At 64.3% G+C, this 18825-nt stretch carries 20 protein-coding genes and 2 pseudogenes; 11 read left to right on the top strand and 11 right to left on the bottom strand.

The window, feature by feature from the left end; all coding sequences use genetic code 11:
• The first annotated feature begins 1 nt into the window (after position 1).
• From A5634_RS23785 to A5634_RS29715, 4 genes are read left to right on the top strand one after another with little or no spacing between them, the layout of a single operon-like run.
• The gene (locus A5634_RS23785; protein WP_155769695.1) at positions 2 to 1144 is read left to right on the top strand and encodes a virulence factor Mce family protein; all 1143 of its coding nucleotides are present in this window, start codon (positions 2 to 4) and stop codon (positions 1142 to 1144) included.
• Entirely contained in the window at positions 1145 to 2485 is a 1341-nt protein-coding gene (locus A5634_RS23780; protein WP_065146487.1) for an MCE family protein, read from the top strand.
• On the top strand, positions 2452 to 2997 hold the full coding sequence (locus tag A5634_RS23775; protein ID WP_065146486.1) for a mammalian cell entry protein: 546 nt from the start codon (positions 2452 to 2454) through the stop codon (positions 2995 to 2997). The genes A5634_RS23780 and A5634_RS23775 overlap by 34 nt, the downstream gene beginning before the upstream one ends.
• Positions 2998 to 2999: 2 nt before the next feature.
• Positions 3000 to 3482: a hypothetical protein gene (locus A5634_RS29715; protein ID WP_081290628.1), complete on the top strand. Its 483-nt coding sequence runs from the start codon at positions 3000 to 3002 to the stop codon at positions 3480 to 3482.
• Between the two features lie 11 nt (positions 3483 to 3493).
• Here the strand turns inward: A5634_RS29715 and A5634_RS23770 are convergent.
• From A5634_RS23770 to A5634_RS23755, 4 genes and pseudogenes are all read right to left on the bottom strand, one after another.
• Positions 3494 to 4378 (bottom strand): annotated as a pseudogene (locus A5634_RS23770) (NAD(P)H-dependent flavin oxidoreductase); the annotation flags it as partial.
• A 28-nt stretch (positions 4379 to 4406) separates the two neighbouring features.
• On the bottom strand, positions 4407 to 4790 hold the full coding sequence (locus A5634_RS23765) for an NYN domain-containing protein (RefSeq protein WP_065146519.1): 384 nt from the start codon (positions 4788 to 4790) through the stop codon (positions 4407 to 4409).
• Between the two features lie 20 nt (positions 4791 to 4810).
• Positions 4811 to 5083 carry a hypothetical protein gene (locus A5634_RS23760; protein ID WP_065146485.1) on the bottom strand — a complete coding sequence of 91 codons (273 nt, stop codon included), beginning with the start codon at positions 5081 to 5083 and terminating at the stop codon, positions 4811 to 4813.
• A gap of 97 nt (positions 5084 to 5180) precedes the next feature.
• Positions 5181 to 5810 (bottom strand): PE family protein, encoded by a 630-nt coding sequence (locus A5634_RS23755; RefSeq protein WP_065146484.1) that lies wholly within the window; start codon positions 5808 to 5810, stop codon positions 5181 to 5183.
• A gap of 380 nt (positions 5811 to 6190) precedes the next feature.
• On the opposite strand from A5634_RS23755, the gene A5634_RS23750 reads away from it, so the two are divergent.
• Both A5634_RS23750 and A5634_RS23745 read left to right on the top strand, forming a co-directional pair.
• The gene (locus A5634_RS23750; RefSeq protein WP_253861858.1) at positions 6191 to 6508 is read left to right on the top strand and encodes a PE family protein; all 318 of its coding nucleotides are present in this window, start codon (positions 6191 to 6193) and stop codon (positions 6506 to 6508) included.
• A gap of 31 nt (positions 6509 to 6539) precedes the next feature.
• Complete coding sequence (locus A5634_RS23745) at positions 6540 to 7928, top strand: hypothetical protein (protein ID WP_065146482.1); 1389 nt, start codon at positions 6540 to 6542, stop codon at positions 7926 to 7928.
• Between the two features lie 29 nt (positions 7929 to 7957).
• Here A5634_RS23745 and A5634_RS23740 read toward each other — a convergent pair whose 3' ends face one another.
• A complete protein-coding gene (locus A5634_RS23740; RefSeq protein WP_065146481.1) occupies positions 7958 to 8641 on the bottom strand; it encodes a response regulator in 684 nt (227 codons plus the stop codon).
• Positions 8623 to 10323 carry a sensor histidine kinase gene (locus tag A5634_RS23735; protein ID WP_172831772.1) on the bottom strand — a complete coding sequence of 567 codons (1701 nt, stop codon included), beginning with the start codon at positions 10321 to 10323 and terminating at the stop codon, positions 8623 to 8625. The genes A5634_RS23740 and A5634_RS23735 overlap by 19 nt, the downstream gene beginning before the upstream one ends.
• Positions 10324 to 10406: 83 nt before the next feature.
• On the opposite strand from A5634_RS23735, the gene A5634_RS23730 reads away from it, so the two are divergent.
• The gene (locus A5634_RS23730) at positions 10407 to 11312 is read left to right on the top strand and encodes an NAD-dependent epimerase/dehydratase family protein (protein ID WP_065146480.1); all 906 of its coding nucleotides are present in this window, start codon (positions 10407 to 10409) and stop codon (positions 11310 to 11312) included.
• An 11-nt stretch (positions 11313 to 11323) separates the two neighbouring features.
• Here A5634_RS23730 and A5634_RS23725 read toward each other — a convergent pair whose 3' ends face one another.
• Positions 11324 to 12070, bottom strand: coding sequence for an SDR family NAD(P)-dependent oxidoreductase (locus A5634_RS23725; RefSeq protein ID WP_065146479.1), 747 nt, complete (start codon positions 12068 to 12070; stop codon positions 11324 to 11326).
• Between the two features lie 16 nt (positions 12071 to 12086).
• A complete protein-coding gene (locus A5634_RS23720; protein ID WP_155769691.1) occupies positions 12087 to 12716 on the bottom strand; it encodes a hypothetical protein in 630 nt (209 codons plus the stop codon).
• A 336-nt stretch (positions 12717 to 13052) separates the two neighbouring features.
• On the opposite strand from A5634_RS23720, the gene A5634_RS23715 reads away from it, so the two are divergent.
• On the top strand, positions 13053 to 13889 hold the full coding sequence (locus A5634_RS23715) for a hypothetical protein (RefSeq protein ID WP_065146478.1): 837 nt from the start codon (positions 13053 to 13055) through the stop codon (positions 13887 to 13889).
• Positions 13886 to 14623, top strand: a complete 738-nt coding sequence (locus tag A5634_RS23710; protein WP_065146477.1) for a hypothetical protein — start codon at positions 13886 to 13888, stop codon at positions 14621 to 14623. The genes A5634_RS23715 and A5634_RS23710 overlap by 4 nt, the downstream gene beginning before the upstream one ends.
• Before the next feature lie 72 nt (positions 14624 to 14695).
• Here the strand turns inward: A5634_RS23710 and A5634_RS23705 are convergent, their stop codons facing one another.
• The 3 genes from A5634_RS23705 to A5634_RS23695 form a co-directional block, all read right to left on the bottom strand.
• The gene (locus tag A5634_RS23705) at positions 14696 to 14947 is read right to left on the bottom strand and encodes a hypothetical protein (protein WP_065146476.1); all 252 of its coding nucleotides are present in this window, start codon (positions 14945 to 14947) and stop codon (positions 14696 to 14698) included.
• A 143-nt stretch (positions 14948 to 15090) separates the two neighbouring features.
• Positions 15091 to 16563, bottom strand: coding sequence for an amino acid permease (locus tag A5634_RS23700; protein ID WP_065146475.1), 1473 nt, complete (start codon positions 16561 to 16563; stop codon positions 15091 to 15093).
• A gap of 101 nt (positions 16564 to 16664) precedes the next feature.
• Entirely contained in the window at positions 16665 to 17573 is a 909-nt protein-coding gene (locus A5634_RS23695; protein ID WP_065146474.1) for a haloalkane dehalogenase, read from the bottom strand.
• Positions 17574 to 17658: 85 nt separating this feature from the next.
• Here A5634_RS23695 and A5634_RS23690 point away from each other — a divergent pair, with 85 nt between their 5' ends.
• Together A5634_RS23690 and A5634_RS27735 are read left to right on the top strand one after the other, a co-directional pair.
• On the top strand, positions 17659 to 18264 hold the full coding sequence (locus tag A5634_RS23690) for a TetR/AcrR family transcriptional regulator (protein ID WP_065146517.1): 606 nt from the start codon (positions 17659 to 17661) through the stop codon (positions 18262 to 18264).
• 215 nt (positions 18265 to 18479) lie between these two features.
• Positions 18480 to 18825: pseudogene (locus A5634_RS27735) on the top strand (zinc-binding dehydrogenase); the annotation flags it as partial.

The raw sequence follows: 18825 nt of genomic DNA, 5'->3' as shown, positions 1-18825 counted from the left end.
GATGAAAAGGGTTCTCACCGTTGCGCTGACGGTCGCGGTCCTCGCCGTGATGCCAGGCTGCGGCTGGCGCGGATTGAACTCGCTGCCGCTGCCCGGCACCGAGGGCAAGGGCCGCGGGTCGTTCGTTATCCAGGCGCAGATGCCTGATGTCAATAACATCCAAGCGAACTCGCGGGTGCGGGTGGCCGACGTGACAGTCGGACATGTCAGCAAGATCGAACGTCAGGGCTGGCACGCGTTGGTGACGATGCAGCTCAACGGTGATGTCGTGTTGCCGGCCAACGCGACCGCCAAGATCGGTACCACGAGCCTGCTCGGTTCCTACCACATCGAGCTGGCGGCACCGAAAGACGAAGCACCGCAGGGCAAGCTGCGCGGCGGTTCGGTTATCCCGCTGTCCCGTGGTGGCGCCTACCCGAGCACCGAACAAACGTTGGCGGTGCTCTCATTGGTGCTCAATGGCGGTGGGCTGGGCCAGATCCAGGACATTACCGAGGCATTGAGCACCGCCTTTCGCGGACGCGAACACGATGTGCGTGGACTGATCGGGCAACTGGACAAGTTCTCCGGCTACCTCAACGATCAGTCGGGTGACATCATCGCGGCCACCGAAAGCTTGAACCGGCTGGCCGGCAAGTTCGCCGCTCAGCAGTCGGTGCTGGACCGTGCGTTGGCGACCATTCCGGACGCGCTCGCGGTGCTCAACCAGGAGCGGGACAAGCTCGTCGAGGCCGCCGATCAGTTGAGTAAGTTCAGTGCGTTGACCGTCGACGCCGTGGACCGCACGAAGACCAACCTGCTCAACGAATTACGGGATCTTGGACCGGTTTTGGAGTCGCTGGCCAACGCCGGGCCGAGCCTGACCCGGTCATTGTCCCTGCTGGCCACCTTCCCATTCCCAAACGAGACGTTCCAGAATTTCCAGCGCGGGGATTACGCCAACTTGACCGCGATCGTCGACCTCACGTTGAGCCGAATCGACCAGGGGCTGTTCACCGGAACCCGTTGGGAATGCCATCTGACCCAGCTTGAATTGCAGTGGGGTCGTACCATCGGCCAATTCCCCAGTCCGTGCACCGGTGGTTTCCGCGGCACCCCGGGCAATCCGCTGACCATCCCGTATCACGGCGACCAGGGACCGTAGATGCTGCACCTACCGCGTCGAGTCATCGTTCAGCTGGCCGTCTTCGCCGTCATCGCGGTGGCCGTGGTCGCCGTGACGTTTCTACACTTCGTCAAACTGCCCGCGATGCTGTTCGGGGTCGGTCGCTACACCGTGACAATGCAATTACCCGAGGCCGGCGGGCTATACAGCACCGGCAACGTCACCTATCGCGGCTTCGAGGTGGGACGTGTCGAGGCGGTGCGACTGACCGATTCCGGTGTGGTAGCGGTGCTTTCGCTGAAATCGGGCATTGACATCCCGTCCGACCTGCAAGCCGAGGTGCATAGCCACACAGCGATCGGCGAATCGTACGTCGAATTGTTGCCTCGCAACGGCACTTCGCGGCCGCTGCGGGACGGCGATGTCATTGCGCTGGCCAACACCTCGGTACCGCCCGACATCAACGGCTTGCTCAGCTCCGCGAACACCGCGCTGACGGCGATTCCTCGGGAGAATCTAAAAACTGTGGTGGACGAGTCATATACGGCGGTTAGCGGCCTCGGCCCGGAGCTATCTCGGCTGATTGCGGGTTCGACCAGCTTGGCAATCGACGCCCGAAAGAACCTCGATCCGATGCTGGCGCTGATCGACCAGGCACAGCCGGTGCTCGATTCGCAGACCCGTACCTCGGATGCGATTGCGGGGTGGGCGGCCCACCTCGCCGCGGTCACCGCGGAACTGCAGTCCCATGACGCGGCCATCGGCGGTGTGGTGGACCGGGGCGGTCCAGCGCTTGCCGAGACGCGTCAGCTCTTTGAGCGCGTGCAGCCGACGCTGCCGATTCTGTTGGCCAATCTGGTCAGCATCGGCCAGGTCGCGCTCGACTATCAGAACGACCTCGAACAGCTATTGGTGGTGTTCCCCATGGCAATCGGCGCTGAGCAGGCCGGCATCTTGGCGAATCTGAATACCAAGCAGGCATACCGGGGTCAGTATCTGAGTTTCAATCTCAACCTGAACCTGCCGCCCCCGTGCACCACTGGTTTCCTGCCCGCCCAGCAGCTGCGGGTGCCGACCTTCGAGGACAATCCGGCCCGGGCGGCCGGTGACCTGTATTGCCGGGTGCCGCAGGAGTCGCCATTGAACGTGCGCGGCGCACGCAACATCCCGTGTGAGACCGTGCCCGGCAAGCGCGCGCCCACCGTGAAGTTGTGCGAGAGCGCCGAGCAATACGTGCCGCTCAATGACGGCTTCAACTGGAAGGGCGACCCCAACGCCACGCTTTCCGGTCAGGGCATTCCGCAACTGCCACCCGCACCTCCGCCAACCGTATCGAGGGACAAGACATGGCAATCGATGCTGCTGCCGCCGGGCAGCTGAATGATTCCGAACCGATTGCACCACAATCGGACCCAACTCCGCGCCGGGCCATCCTGCTTGGCCTGACCTTGGTCGTAGCATTAGCAATATTGTTGCTTTGGTTAGGCTTTCGTGTTCATCAAGCGGAGCAGACGCAAGCCCAACGGGGTGAATTCCTGCAAGTCGCCACGCAAGGCGCAGTGAATCTGACCACGATCGACTGGCGACACGCCGACGCTGACGTGCACCGCATCCTGGACGGCGCGACCGGTGAGTTCCGTGACGACTTCGCTCGGCGGTCAGGTCCGTTCATCGACGTGCTGCGACAGGCCCAATCCAGCACGGTCGGTTCCGTCACCGAGTCCGGCCTGGAGTCGCAGACCGCCGACACGGCACAGGCGCTGGTGGAAGTGTCGGTGCAGACCTCCAATGCCGGCGCGGCCGAACCTGTTCCGCGGGTTTGGCGAATGCGCATCACTGTCGCGAAGGTCGGCGACCAGGTCAAAGTGTCCAGCGTCCGGTTCGTGCCATGAGTATCCGTTGGTCACGGGTGTTCGGCCACGGCTTGCTGCCGGCGCTGGCGTTGGCGATTGCGGCCGGCGCCGGCTGGCTGAAGTGGCAGGACAGCTCCATCCGGGAGGCGACGCAGGCTCGCACCGAATCCGTGCGGGCGGCCACCGACGGCACGATCGCGCTGCTGTCCTACCAACCTGGCACGGTGGCAAGGGATTTGGATGCCGCACGTACCCGGTTGAGCGGGTCGTTCCTCAGCACCTACACCCAATTGGTTCACGACGTGGTGATACCCGGTGCCAAGCAGAAGCAGATTTCGGCCGTGGCCACGGTCCCGGGCGCGGCTTCGGTGTCCGCGACCGCTACGCACGCCGTCGTGCTGCTGTTTGTGAGCCAGACCATCGTCGTCGGCCAGGAAGCTCCGAGGAGTACCGCGTCCAACGTTCGGCTCACACTGGACAAGATCGACGGGCGCTGGCTGATCTCGCAATTCGATCCGATCTGAGGTTCGCAGTGACTACCCGCCAGCACCTCCCGGCATCCGCTCCACATGCGCTCGATGATCTCGGCAGCCGGCGGAAGGTCCTCGATCCGGCCGGCAACCTGACCGGTGTTGGCGACACTGGCGTCCATGTCGCCGTCGAAGTAGAGGCGTTGCACGCGCTGCAATGCGGCTCCGCCAGCCTCGAAAGAGGCTGCAGCATCCAGCTTCTCAGCGGCCGGTGTCCGAATGACTCGCATCATCCGTCGACCGTCCAGGGGGAGTAGCACGGTACCTGTCTCGTCGGCCCGAACCACGGCTTCCTTGAGGTTGCCATGTACGGGGGAGTCCGCCGAGGCGAGCAGCCGTGTGCCCATCTGCACGCCATCGGCGCCGAGCACCAACGCAGCAGCCATCGATCGGGCGTCACAAATGCCGCCCGCCGCCACGATCGGCACTTCGACGTGCGCCGCCACCAACGGCAACAGCACCATGGTCGAAGCTCCGAACCGGTTCTTGAACCCGCCGCCTTCGACGCCTTCGACCACCAGGCCGTCGACGCCCGCGTCTACCGCCTTCTTTGCCGCAGCCAGCGTGCCGACCACGTGGAACACCGTGATCCCCACGTCGTGCAGCCGGGCGGTGAATAGGGACGGGTCGCCGGCAGAAGTGGTTACGAAACGAATGTCGTTGTCAGCCAACAGGTCCACCACCGCCGGATCGCGGTTGAACAACAACGCGATGTTGGCACCCACGCGCCGGTCGGTGAGATCACGCACCCAGCGCACATCTGCGCGACCCTGCTCGGAGGTGGTCTCGATGACGCCGAGCGCCCCGGCGTTGGATACCGCCGCGGCCAGTTGCGCGCCGGCGATGTAGGTCATCGGCGCCTGGATGATCGGGATGTCGATGCCCGCCATCGCGCACACCCGGTTCACCGCGCTCGGCTCAATCGACATGCTGCCCTTGCGATTTGGGTGCACGCGGATCCACCAGGTCGCGGAAACCTTCGGCGCGGCGCACCGAAGCGCTCAGTCCGCGCACCCGCTCGGTGAGCGTCTTATCCGAAGTCACGACACAAATTTCAGCTGGCTGCGGATCGGCCCGCACCAGTCGGACGATTTCGTCGTCCGCCGAGTTCGCTGCCGCCCGGGGTGCGTATGCCACCTCGATCACCGACGCGCTGATCGGCGTCTTGGGCGGATGCTCGAATACCACCGTGACGGGTTCGCCGCGTCCTGCGGCCCACCCGTCAAGCCGTTCCACAAGCGCAGCCATTGCTCGCCCGCGGTCCTTCCACCAGCCGTCCGGGCGGCTGCCGATAACGTTCATGCCGTCGACGATCCAGCGCGTCAGAACCACCGGCGCTTGCGACCTCGCCGCTCGACCGCGGCGCGATACTGGTTGACGGCATTCTCTTCTAGCGCGCCCAGCGCGTTGATGACCTCCAACTGCGACAGGATCATCAAGCCGTTCAACTGTTTGAGCCGATCCGGGTTGGCCGCGATCGACTCCTCGTCGTCGACGTAGATGAGCAGGAAATCCCGCAGCGCCTGACTGCCCTTCATCCGCTCGGGGACCTTCATCTGCCGCAGGATGGTGGCCATGTCAGGCTCATCGGTCACAACGCCGCTCCTTCGCTGTCGAATGTTAGTCGTTAGCGTAGGAGATCATCCGGGGTCTTCGGGCCATCACTAGCCAACCCCGTGGCGAGCACGATCGTCAGAGCATGCGCTCGGCAGGCTCGTCCTGGTCTTCGCGCTGGCTGTCGTCGCCGTCCTGCGCCATGGAAGAGGCCAAACTCGGCTTGGAGCTGCCGGCGGCCGACGTGCCCGCACCCATGCCGCTGCCCAGCGGAGCCCCGCCGCTCATCGCCGACTGTCCGGCGCTAGCGGCCGCCGATGTGATCGGCGATGACGCCACTTGGGTCGCTCCGGCCACCAGCGGGTTGGTGGCCGCGGCGCCGAGCGGGCTCTGCACGCCGGCAGCACCTAATCCGCCGACACCACTTGATCCAGCCGCGCCTCCCAGCCTGGACATCGGCGAGGAACTGAATGCCAACGCACCGGCTGCGGTCTCGTCGGAGTCGCCATACATGCGGGCGATGTCGGTCAACGCAGTACCGGCCCGCATCAGCTCTTCTTGAGCTGCGGTGTTGGAAGCCAGCATTGTGGCGGCCTCTTGGGCGAAAGCCATTACCGCCTGCATCGACACCTCTTCGCCCCCGGCTGGTATCAACCCGCTCATAACGGACATGGCCGCGGTCGAGCCGGAGCTGATGCCCTGACTGGCGATGTCGACCAACTGCGAACCGATGTCGCCAGCGGCCGGATCGTGGGACATGGAATCCATTGCCATCTGCGTGCTGCTCCTGTGTGTTTCGTGCGCGACTACCGCCGCAACCGCCGCGGTCCAACCGTGCTCTACAACGCTCTAATTCTAAGGTCTCCAACCAGGGTCCCGAGGCACCTTTTTGCCATTTGAACATCGAAGCCACCTAGCCGGTGAGCACAATGCGCAAAACCTCGCAATCGTCACTTACTCCGTCTATCGCCCACAAGCGCGACACCACGCCGGCAGCGGCATAGGTTCGATCTCAGCAAATATCGCAATTTGCGACACGAACGGCGATCGGAATAGCCGGAAGCTTTTCGTGACAGGCAGTGTCAGCCGGTTTTCGCACTGCGGGGGAAATTCGGCACTGCACGTAGAGGAGTACGAAAATGCAATCCATGACATTTCACCCGATCGTCGGCGACATCGGTGCACAGGTTATCGAGATCGGCACCAGCAGCCTGGCCGCCGGGGACCACGCGCAGACCTCGATAACCGGCTTGATTCCGGCCGGCGCGGACGAGGTATCGCTGCAGGCTGCAGCGGCTTTTCACCAGGAAGCGGCAGCACTGCTGGACCTGAACCGAGCTGCCCAGGAAGAGCTGATGCGCGCGGGTGCCGCGTTCACCCAGATCGCGCAGACCTACACCGATGTCGACCAGACGGCCGCCAAATCTCTGGTGTTCAACGCGGTCACGGCCGCCAGCCGGTGGTAATCACGATCGATCCTCGAAAAGAGATATAGAAATGGTCGAGTTGAATAGCGCCAATCAATGGCAGTCGGTGCCGAATAATGTGATCGATCTTGCCGATCAGGCAATGTTTCTCGGTGAGCGCGCTACCGGAGCCACCGGGTTGCTGCAATGCGCCTGGGTGTACGACAAAGCCCTCAACCTCGACGGCCTGCGCCGATTCCACCACCACCTGCGGCTGGGCCGGCTGCGCCGCAGCATCCAAACCTCACCGCTGCCTTTCGGCCGTCATCGCTGGGTATCTCCCGAGCGCTTCTCCGATCTCGAGATCGCACAGTCGGCGCGGCCGCGCGCTGAGTTCGACGCCTGGCTGATCGAGCAGGCCAACACACCGCTGGACGCGGAGTATGGGCCGCCATGGCACCTCGCGGTCCTCCCGTTCAGCGACGGCGGGGCCGGGGTGAGCCTGGTGCTGTCACATTGCCTGGCTGACGGTCTCGGGCTGTGCGAAGCGCTGGCGGACGCCGCTACTCGCCGCGACGTGATTGGCTGGCCCGCGGCCGGATCGCGCCGGCGCTCCCGGGTGCTTCGCGAGGACATTCGGCAGACCATGCGGGACGCCCCCAGGGTCGGGCGCGCGGTCGCCGCGGCAGCCCGCCTCGCCTGGCGTGAGCGTGCCACCACCGCGCCGACACCGAAGGCCGGTCCAGACATACCCGTCGTACTGCCGATGACGACGGTGTTCCTGGACGGCGACGCGTGGGATGCCCGCGCGCGGACGACCGGGGGAACCAGCAACGCGTTGTTCGCAGCGGTGGCGGCTCGCCTGGCCCAGCGCGTGGGGCGAGTCGCCGCCGACGGCTCACTCACGTTGGCGATGCCGGTCAACGAGCGCGTACCGGGCGACACCCGGGCCAACGCGGTGAGCAACGCGGATGTCTTCCTACAGCGGGTACCCACGACCACCGACCTGCGCGAAATCCGCGCGATCATCAAGCAGGCGTTGATCCGCCACTCCACCGGTCAGGATGCGGCGACCAACGAACGATGGGCGCTGATGCCGCTGGTTCCACTGCTGCCCAAGGCACTGGTCAAGCGCCTTGTCGGCATTGCCGCCGGCACCCCTAGCACCGTTGTCGCGTCGAATCTGGGCGTGATCGATCCGGCAGTGGCTTGCGCCGACGGCAGCGCGGCCAATCACTTCGCGTTGATGTCACTGTTCCCCGGGGTGACCACGACGATGATGCAAGCCACCGGCGGACGGCTGGCCCTGGCGTCAGGACGGGTCAACGGCCGCATCTTCATCTCTGTCCTCGGCTATCAGCCGGATCGGCTCAATTCGAATGACGTTCTGCGACAGGACCTGTTGAGCACACTGCGCGAGTTCTGCCTCGACGCCGGCACCGACTGGTCAAACCCGGGGCCGCTGGACGAAGCCGCCTGACGTGTTGACCCGTTTGAGATCCCAGTGATCTAGCGCGAAGACCGCGCCGCCCGGTTACCGGTTGCGGCGAATTCCTGCTCGGGCCGGCCGGTAGTCCCGTATCGCAGTCCGACGGTGACTTCACCGGTGGCGGACAAAGTCGCCAGATACCGCTGCGCGGTCGCCCGCGAAATGCCGATCGCCGCAGAGACTTCCGCCGCTGACATCGGTGACTCCGATTTCTGCAACGCTTCCAGCACAAGCTTTTTGGTGGGGGATGCCACCGTGGTGGGGGACGCGGCCGCAACGACGCGGGGACGCAGCGCGTCCAGGGCGGCGTCGACGTCGCTTGCGCCGAGGTTCGGGCTGGACAGGATTTTGCGGTAACGCGCGTAACCCGAAAGACGTGCCGCCAGTTCGGTTGTCGCAAACGGCTTGACCAGATAGCTCACCGCTCCGGCGGCCATGGCTGCGCGGATGGTCTCGGCCTCGGTGGCGGCCGTCAATACCATGCTGTCTCCGCGGAGTTCACGCACGAAGTCGATGCCGGAGCCGTCGGGTAGGTAGACGTCGACCAGTGCCAAATCGACGGGGTCCGCCTGGCGCGCAGCCGCAAGGGTGTTGGCGGTGGCGACCACGGCGAAACCAGGCAAAGCGTTGACGATCCCGGCATGCATGTTGGCGACCCGAAAGTCGTCGTCGACCACCAGCACGGTCAACTCTGGTCCGCCCATTGTTCCTCCTCGCTCATCACGCCCGGCAGTCGTGCGATGAACTCCGCGCCGCTCAATCCCTGCCGGGCCGCCGGATCACCCGGGCTCGACAGTCGCAGGTCCCCACCGAGCGCGCGGCTGATCTGGCGGGACAGGGCAAGCCCGATACCGCGCCCGCCGGGAATTCCCGAGTCCGACTTGGTCGACGTGCCCTCGGTGAACATGTGCTCGGCGAAATCGGGCGCCACACCGTCGCCGCTGTCGGCGACCGTGATGTGCAGCGTCGAATCCTCTTGCAACAGCTCGACTTCCACCTCTTTGGCGGCATTTTCGCCACTGCGGGCGGCGTCGATCGCGTTGTCGATCAGGTTGCCCACCACGGTCGTGACATCGACCGGAAGTTCGAGCCTGCCTGAGACCCAGGTGTTTTCACCGATCCTCAGCGTCACACCGGCCTCCCGGGCAGTGGCCGCCTTGGCCGCGAGGAATGCTTTGAGGTGCGTATCACGAATGGAATCGAGTCCGGGCAAAGCCGACCCGAGCGGGCCTGAGCCGAGCAGTTCCTCAAGGTACTGCAGCCCTTCCTCGAGGTGACCGGTGTGCAACAGCCCGTTCAACAGGTGCAGACGATTGGCAAACTCGTGGCGTTGCGCCCGCAGCGCGGTGCTCATCACCTGCACGGCGTCCAGTTGACGGGTCAGGGACTCAACGTCGGTGCGGTCGCGCACTACCAACACGGTGCCCAGTTCGCGGCCGTCGCGCTGGACTTTGCGTGCCGAGACCACGACGATCCGTTGACCGACCGTGGCCAGAGTGGGGGCGGTATCGTCCTGTTTGGATGCTCTGAACACGTCGAGAACACGTGGGGTCAAACCGATCTCGTCGATATGGCGGCCCAGATCGGTGCCGATTTCAAGCAGTCGGCAGGCTTCGTCGTTGACGAAGGTGATGCGACCCGTCTCGTCGGCCGCCAGCACTCCCTCGCCGATTCCGTGCAGCACCGCCGCCTGGGTGCGGACCAGCTCGGCCATCTCAGCCGGCCGCAGTCCCAGCGTCAGCCCTCGCCACCGGCGGGCCAGCGCCACCGAACCGATGACACCGATCAACAGCGCCGCACCGCCCAGCGGCGCCAGCACGCGCAAATTCTTGGAAAACTGCTCATCGAACTGCTTGGTGGAGATGCCGACGCTGACCATGCCCAGCACCCGATTCGTACCCGGTTCCACCACTGGAACTTTGGCGACGATCGACCGCCCGAGGCTGCCGGATTGGTGGACCACCTGCTCGTGCCCGGCCAAGGCCTGGGAAGGGTCGGTACTGACTTCGCGGCCCAACTCGTCTCGATGCGGATGCGCGAGCCTGATGCCCTGGGTGTTCGTGATGACGACGAACAAGACGTGGGTGCGTTGTTCGACGCGGGAAGCGACCGTCTGTAGCGGCCCGGTAGCGAGTTCGTTGACCAACGTGGGGTTCGCCGTCAAGTCCGTCGCGTCGTAGCGTCCGATGTTGGTGAGCACCGTCGGCGAAGAGGCCACCACGCGAGCGACATCCATTGCGTGAATGCCGTATTGGAGATCCAGCCGATGACGATTGAACTGGGCGAACAGTACGAAGGCGACAATCAGCGTCAGGGTGACGAGCACCAGCTGCAACAGCAGTACCCGGCTGGCGAGCCGCAAGTCGATGCGACCCCTGGTGGGCATGTGGGGACCCTACCACGGCGCATGAGCAGAATGCGCAAAACTGGCGGTGCGGTAGGCGCCAGGTCCGGCGATACCATCAGCGCATGCGCGACTCCAAGATCCTGATCACCGGGGCGACCGGCCAAGTCGCCACGCCCATTGCCCAAGCCCTGGCGGCCGAAAACGAAGTCTGGGGCATTGCCCGATTCACCGACGCTGCCGCCCGAGCCGCCCTGGAAGGCGCGGGTGTGCGCTGCGAAACGGTCAACCTGGCGACCGGGGACTTCACCGCCCTGCCATCGGACTTCGACTACGTCCTGAATCTGGCGGTGGCCAAGAGCGGGCGGTGGGACAAGGATCTCGCGGCCAACGCCGACTCCGTCGGCCTGTTGATGGCGCACTGTCGCGGCGCCAAAGCGTTCCTACACTGCTCGTCGGCCGCGGTCTACGACCCGCCCGACGACGAATTGCGCACCGAGCGAGCAGCTCTGGGCGACAACCACAAACCCATTTTCCCCACCTACTCGATCTCTAAGATCGCCGGCGAAGCGGTGGTTCGGTCAACGGCGCGCGTTCTGGGACTGCCTACTACCATCGCGCGGCTGAATGTTCCGTACGGGGACAACGGCGGGTGGATGTTCTACCACATGGAGATGGTGTTGGGCGGCATCCCGATCCCGGTTCCGCCCGGGGAACCCGCCCGCTACAACCCCATACACGAAGACGACATCATTGCCACCATACCGAAACTACTTGCGGCCGCATCGATTCCGGCTACCACGGTGAACTGGGCCGGCGACCAGATCGTCAGCATCCAGGAGTGGTGCACCTACCTCGGCGAGCTGATCGGCCATGAGCCGGTGTTCAGCGAAAGCGCGCAGGCGTTGCGCGGCAACCCCGTTGACGTCACCCGGTTACACGAACTGGTTGGCGGTGGCAGCACGGTGGATTGGCAGGACGGGTTACGCCGGATGGCCGTGAAGTTCCACCCGGACCTGGTGAGTGCGTAGCTGACAGCGGATCACATCACCGATCCACCGTTGACGCCGAGCACCTGACCGGTGATGTAGCCCGCCTCATCCGAGCACAGAAATCCGACCGCCGCGGCGATATCCTCCGCGGAACCCATGTGTCCCATGGGTATTCGCTTGGCTACCTGTTCGGGCGGACCGAGTTTGCCCTCGGCCTGGGACCGTCGCGACATCGGCGTGTCGATACTGGACGGCGGCACGTTGTTCACCGTGATCCCGTTGGGCGCATACTCGTTGGCCAGCGATTTGGTCAGCGTGATGACGCCGCCTTTGGCCGCCGCATAGTGCGCCATGTTGGGAGACCCGCGCTGGGCACTCGACGAGGAGATCATCACGATGCGACCCCACCCGGCGGCGACCATGTCCGGCAGCGCCACCTGACAGCAGTGAAATGTTCCGGTGAGGTTGATGTCGATGATCTCGGTCCAGGACTCGACGGAGATGTCACTGAATCGCGAAAACGCAGCTTTACCAGCACTTGTCACGAGGATTGCAATCGGTCCCAGCTCGGCTCGCACCGTGTCGAATCCGTGCTCGACGGCCGCCCGGTCGCTGACATCAACCTCGACACCGACTGCGGTCACGCCCGACGCCGCCAGCTCGCCGGCGACATGCCGCGCAGCGTCCCCATCGATGTCCAGCACCGCGACCTTGTGGCCGCGTCGGCCAAGCTCCTGGCAACTTGCCGCACCGATCCCCGATGCGCCACCAGTCACCACAGCCACACGCTCGTGCATCCGCACCCCCAAACTTTCATCGATAGATCGAAGCCACCCAGCCCTGGTTGCAGAACCGTTCTTGCGCGGTGGCGGGGTCGATTCCGGCGGCTTTCAGGGCCGCGGTCCGTTGTGCACTGGCACCGGGCAGGTAGTCGTCCGTGCTGAGTGCGCACAGCACATTCCCGTTGCGTACCCAACTCCGAGCTTCGTCGCCTACCGCGGCTTCGGCTGCTTGCGTGTCGAGCACCGCGACGGTGACCAGTTTGTCGTCAACCCAGCGGTAGAGCGTTACGGACCCGGACACCGCGCTGGAGTGCGCATAGTTGCCGAACAATCCTTCCGTGGTTCGGTAGAACTGGCGGAAGCCGAACAACTCGCCGGCGCGCACGAATCGCGGCGGTGACCCGGCAAGCCGCCACACGGCCATTGGTTCCCCGCCGCTTCCGCCGCGGTCAGTGACCACCAGCAACACCGGCAAGCCACTGCTGTCGATGTCCTGCAACAGCGGCGCGACACCGGTTTGACCGATCTCGCTGGTCGGCTCCTGGAACTGCTGGATAACGCCGCCCTGGTCTCGCAAACTGAACGACCAGGCGGGATCACCGGACACCTCGAGAGTGAGGTTGTTGATCGACAGCGTGCAGCGCACGTGCTGATCCGCCAACGTGGGCTCGTATGAAAGATCGACTGAATCGCATGATGGCATTTTTGGTTGCGATACAACACTATTCGTCGTGGTCGTCGGGCTCCCCGCCGAATGCTGCGATTTAGCGCACCCGCCGACGGTGAATGCCGTCGCGGTGGCGAGCACTGCTGCGGCGATGCGGGCTGCTGACGCGAGGCTGCGAATCGACACTCCGCGAGCCTATCGCCGCCGATTTGGCTGCCGGCGCCCTGTGTCGGTCGGCTTTGCGCGGCCCCTCCCGCGATAGTGTTACGCCCGGCTAACCCCGGTGGCAATGCGGATGCCGCGCAGATCGGTCCGCGGGGAGGAGAGCGAATGAGAGCCATCTCAGCCCGGCGAGCCTCGAATTCGGTTGCCGCGCGCGGCCAGCAGTGGCTGCGACTGGTGGGCGCCACCGCTCTTATCGTCCTCGGTCTGTGTGCGGCGGTCCTGCTGATAAGGGCGCCCGGCAAGTCGACCACACCGACGAGCCTGGCGGCATACACCAATTGGACGCTGGCCACCGCGTTGCCGGTCAGCGCAGATTTCCCACAAGATTGGGGTTATTCGCTAACCGGGCGGCTACAGCGACCCGCACCTTCGACGATTACCCCTTCAGCACCCAGCACCCCGAATCCGGCCGCCGCGGAGTACGCGCCCGACACCTGCGGGAACCTGCCCAAGATCCTCGATCACGCGGGTGCCGTCCTGGCCGCATTCGTCCACGTCGACCGGTACGCCCAATTGTTCGTTCAGGACGCCGCCCCCGCCGACGCCGCGTCGACGGGGGAGTCGCACGAACACGGACCCAACGCGCGTTTCGCTATCTGGGTTGTTCCCGACGGTCCTGCCCAGATTGCCGATTATCTGAGTTGGCTCAATCGGTGCGGCTCTTACCGTGTCACCAACCATTTTCTGGATGGCGAAGTCAAGAATCGGCGCGAAGTCGCCACGTCGGTAGAGGCACGTGCGGCCGAAGGCGCCGATGCCGCCGTCACGGTCACCCGTAGATTCACCCCGATAGCGGGCCGTGATCCTGCCTCGACGTACCACGTGGAGTACTACGCCGTGCGTGGGGTGCTGCTGGAATGCACCATCTACCTGGAAGGCGCCGAACTCGAGCAGGTCAAACAGGCTGCCGCCCAAACGGTGCAACGGTTGCGCGCGCTATGAGCCCGCCTCCGCTGTCTGCACCGGCGCGCTGGCTGATCACCGCCGCTTTCTGCGTCGTCGCGATTGCGGCAGTGCTGATCACCGTGCCTACCGTGCTCAAAGCGGCCGGGCGCAAAGATGATTCAACGGTGCTCGCACCCAAGCTCGCCGCGCTCAGCGACCAGCAGTTGGCCGAACTGCTGCCCAAATCGAACGACTTTCCTCCGTCGTGGACGATCAGCGACATCAAGGAACTTTCGGATACGTTCGGCTACATCAGATATCACGTAAATGACGAAGGCCTCGGCATTAGCCCCCCGGAATGCTTCTCGGTCGTAGGAGTGGCTTCCACCGGCGCCTACGATGCCGCCGAGGTGTTCGCGCATGATCCGGCCGATTCACCAGATGTCGCGGCCCGCAGAGATATTCGTCTGATGATCGGCCGCGAATTCGATCCCGCTGGTTTCGGAGCGTTCACCGGGTTGGTGTCCCGGTGCCTGCAGTTCAGCAGCGCCGCGGCCGGCAACTACACCGTCCATATTCTCGAAGACTCCCACAATGGCGCTGGGCCGCAACGCTTCCGGTATTCAGTCAGCACCACGATCGCCGGTGAATCAGCCGACGCAATACGTACCGACTACTACTCATATGCACGAACGAACGGCTTGATCCTTACCGGTACGGCAAGTACCGCGCATCAGCAGGCGTTGGACACGCTGTTCGACAGCACGCTGCGGCGAATCGCCAAGCGCTAACAAGCGCGGGCGGCGCGAGACGGCAAGAGCCGCTTGGAGTTCCAAGCGGCTCTTGCGTCTAAGTCGCGCTACTCAACCTTTGTGATAGCGAGTCAGGAATCCGATCGCGCCGACAGCCGCTGCCGCGCCTACGATGAGCGAGAACACGACATGGAAGGCCAACGGCCCCGCGAAGGCACCGAAGGCCATCGAGACGTAAAGCATCCACAGCAACCGAAAGAACGATCCGACGGCCAACACGGCCAAACTGATTCCGATCCACAGGCTCCGTTGCCGGTCGACGCGGTTGATCTGGGCTTCGATGGCCGCGGGGACGATGTTCATGTGCGGTCTTCCTTTCGTGGCGCGTCGCCCTGGTGGCGTCGTCGTTGCACTGAGTACAGACCCGCAGAAACGCTACCGATCCCAAGAAACTTCAGATGCGCTGCAACTCGATGGCGGGGATGACGTCGATGACCGCGGCATTATCAGGACAATCCGCCATGCTCATTCACTGCTGTCTGCTTGGGTTGGTTCATCTCAGCCTGAAACATCCGATATTGCTCGGCGTGACCGGGACGCCGCCGAACGACAAGCCAACCGGCCGCCAAAACCACAAACCACGCCGGAAACCACGCCAGAGCAACGGCGGTCTCGGATTCGGTTGACAGCGTCCAAATCACAAACACGAAGAAGGCCAAGACCGCCCAGCACATCAAGAGGCCGCCGGGCATCTTGTAGATCGAGTCCTCGTGCCGCTGGCTGTGCCGGCGTCGGTACACGACGTAGCTCACCACGATCATGGCCCACACGAACATGAACAGCAGTGATGCCACGGTGGTGATCACGGTGAACACACCGATCACCGACCGGTTGGCGTAGAGCAGCGGAACCGCAATCAACAGCAGCGGGGCGGTCAACAGCACCGCGTTCGCGGGTACGCCACCTCGATTGAGTCGGCGGAATAGCGACGGTGCGCTGCCTTCGTCAGCCAGACCGAAAAGCATTCTCCCGGTGGAGAACACGCCCGAGTTCGCCGACGATGCCGCCGACGTGATCACGACGAAATTCACCACCGAGGCTGCGGCGCCGAGGCCCGCCAGGGCGAACATCATCACGAATGGAGACTCGCCACCGGCGAAACTGCGCCACGGCACGACGGTCAGAATGGCCAGCAACGCCCCGATGTAGAAGATCGCCACACGCATCGGGACGGCGTTGATCGCGCGGGGGAGGGTGCGGCGCGGATCGGCGGTCTCGGCCGCGGCAGTTCCCACTAGCTCCACACCGACGAACGCGAAAAACGCGATTTGGAAACCGCTGACCACGCCCATGAATCCGGTCGCGAAGAATCCGCCACCGGTCCACAAGTTCTGGATCGCGGCGCGGTCTCCGGCCGGAGACACGAACCCGGTGGAAACCAGAATCACTCCCACCACGATCAGGGCCAGGATCGCCGCGATCTTGATCAAGGCGAACCAGAATTCGATCTCCCCGAAATTTCGGACACTGAACAGGTTGAAGGCCAACACCAGAACAACGGTTGTCAGGGCCGGTACCCAGACCGGCAGGCTGGGCCACCAGAACTGCGAATAGCCAGTGATAGCAACAACTTCCGCGATACCGGTGACAACCCACGCGAACCAGTACGACCAGCCGACGAAGAAGCCCGCGGCCGGTCCAAGCAGATCGGCAGCGAAGTCGACGAACGACTTGTAGTTCAGGTTCGACAGCAAGAGTTCACCCATCGCGCGCAGCACGAAAAAGACGAAGAACCCGATGATGGCGTACACCACGACGACCGCCGGGCCTGCTTGGGTGATGGTGCGCCCCGACCCCATGAACAGCCCGGTGCCGATCGCGCCACCGATTGCGATCAATTGAATTTGGCGGTTGGACAGGTCGCGATGCAGATGCGGCACAGGCTCCTGGTCAGTACCGGCAGCGACGTCGTCCACCATGGCGACGACACTAAACGTCGCAGCCCGACGGGCCTAGGTGCCGGTCCGCGTGGATCCGCGGACCCAATTCTGCGGTACTGGCCGCCCAGTGATGGGGGAGGTCACCCTGTGACGGAAGCGGCTAGCCGGGAGATCAGCACATCGGCGAGCTGCTCGCCGCGGTCCTCCTGCAGAAAGTGCGCCGCGCCCTCGATGCGCACCTGCTCGCCCGCGGTGGGAATCAGCTCGCAGAACTGTTGTCCGGACTTCGGGTAGGGGAACACCGGGTCGGCATCCGAAAAGGCAACCAGCGCCGGCTTATTCCAGCGGGACAGTTCGTCGGTGATCGATTGCATCTGCTCGGCGCCGGGCCCGTCCTCGGTAATCGGAACCAGCAGCGGGAACTGGGCTGCACCGGCCTTGGATTCCGCCGTCGGGAACGGCGCGTCGTAGGCGGCGACGACATCGTCGGACAACTGAGTGGTTGTAGCACCCTGGATGACGAAACCCACCGGCAGATCCGGATTCTTTTCGGCGAAGTCGCGCCAGGCCAGAAAGCCTCGAGACACTCGGCCGGTGAAAAGGCCGGTGTTCATGATCATCAACGCCCCCACCCGGTCAGCGTTCTCCACTGCCCATCGCAGCCCGATCGGCCCACCCCAGTCCTGGACGACGACCGTTGCGTCGTGCAGGTCGACTGCGTTGAGCACCTTGGCGACCAGGTCGCTGTGCCGGTCGAAGGAATACCACCGGCGGTCGGTGGGCTTGTCGGAACGGCCGAACCCGGCGTAGTCGGGGACGACAACCCGATGTCCGGCCGCGACCAGCGGCGGGAGCATCTTGCGATAGAGGTAGGCCCAACTCGGCTCGCCGTGGAAACACACCACCGGACGTCCGTCCCGCGGCCCCTCGTCGACATAGTGCATCCGCAGTCCGTCGACCTCGAGGTAGTTGGGTGCGAAGCCGTACCCCGGAAGGTTCTCGAAACGCTCCTCGGGGGTACGGAAAACCTCTGGGGTGCTGGACGTCATGGTTGCGATCTCCGTTCGATATGGCCGGTCGCCCGAACGTATCGGAATTTTGACCGACCAGTCAACTATCGGCTACGCTTCCCAGGTGCCACGAACCTCGGACGCGCGCGACCGCATCGTGTCGAGCGCGGCGCGGCTGTTCCTCGAGCGCAGCTACCACGACGTGGGTGTCGAGGAACTCTGCGGTGCGGCCGACGTTCGCAAAGGCAGCTTCTACCATTACTTCTCCTCGAAAGCCGACCTGGCCAACGCGGTGATAGATCTGCACATGCAGGTATTTGCGACGCGGTTGGCGAGCAATCCGGGGGAGACTCCGGCCGAGAAGCTAGCGGCGATTCCAGACGCGATCGGCGGCATTCAGGCAGCCCTACACAGGCAGTTCGGCCGGTTCGTCGGCTGCCCGTTCGGCAACTTGGCGGCCGAGTTGTCGACCACCGACGAGTCCGTCCGCAACCATCTCGCCGACCGGTTGGCCACGCTGGAAGCGCAACTGGCGAAAATCTGCCGCGCCGCCGCCGCCGACCACATGCTGCGTGACGGCGTCGATCCCGATCGGCTGGCGCACGCGCTATTCGCGCACTATCAGGGCCTAATCCTGCTCGCCAAGTTGCACGGCTCGAACGTTGCCGATCTCGCGCCCGCGCTGCATGACTTCATCGGCGGCTACCTGGCCGAGCCGGTAGTTCGCTAACCGTTGAGCTTCACCATCAGCTTGCCGACGTTCTTTCCGTCGAACAGCATGTTGATCGCCGTCGGTAGCTGCTCGAAGCCCTCGACAATGGTTTCGAGCGGCGTCAGCTTGCCTTCGGTGATCAAGCCGGCGATCTCACCGGCGGCCTCGGCGGCCCGGCCGAAGTGGTCGAGCACGATGAACCCCTGCAGCGTGGCGCGCTGCACCAGTAGGTTGCCGAAGGCGCGCGGGTCGTCGGGATCGCCGGTGGACCGGACAAGTGTGCCCTGCTCACCGAGCAACTCGGCTTCGATGCGGCGGTCGACCACAAGGCCGACGACTGGCACTCCCAACTGATCGCCGCGACGCCCGACGGCATCGACGTCGATTTTGAGAATGTCGGCGGCCACATCATGGACGCCATCTTTGCGCGACTGAATGTCAATGCGCGCGTTGCGCTTTGCGGTCTGATATCCGGTTACAACGCGGCCGACCCGCCGCCTGGCCCGCGCGCCTTCGGCAACCTACTGGTGCAGCGCGCCACGCTGCAGGGGTTCATCGTGCTGGACCACTTCGGCCGGG

The sequence above is a fragment of the Mycobacterium asiaticum genome, from assembly GCF_001673365.1.
GTDB lineage: Bacteria > Actinomycetota > Actinomycetes > Mycobacteriales > Mycobacteriaceae > Mycobacterium > Mycobacterium asiaticum_A.
Note: the sequence above shows the minus strand (reverse complement) of the source record. Positions and strands in the feature narration are given on the sequence as shown.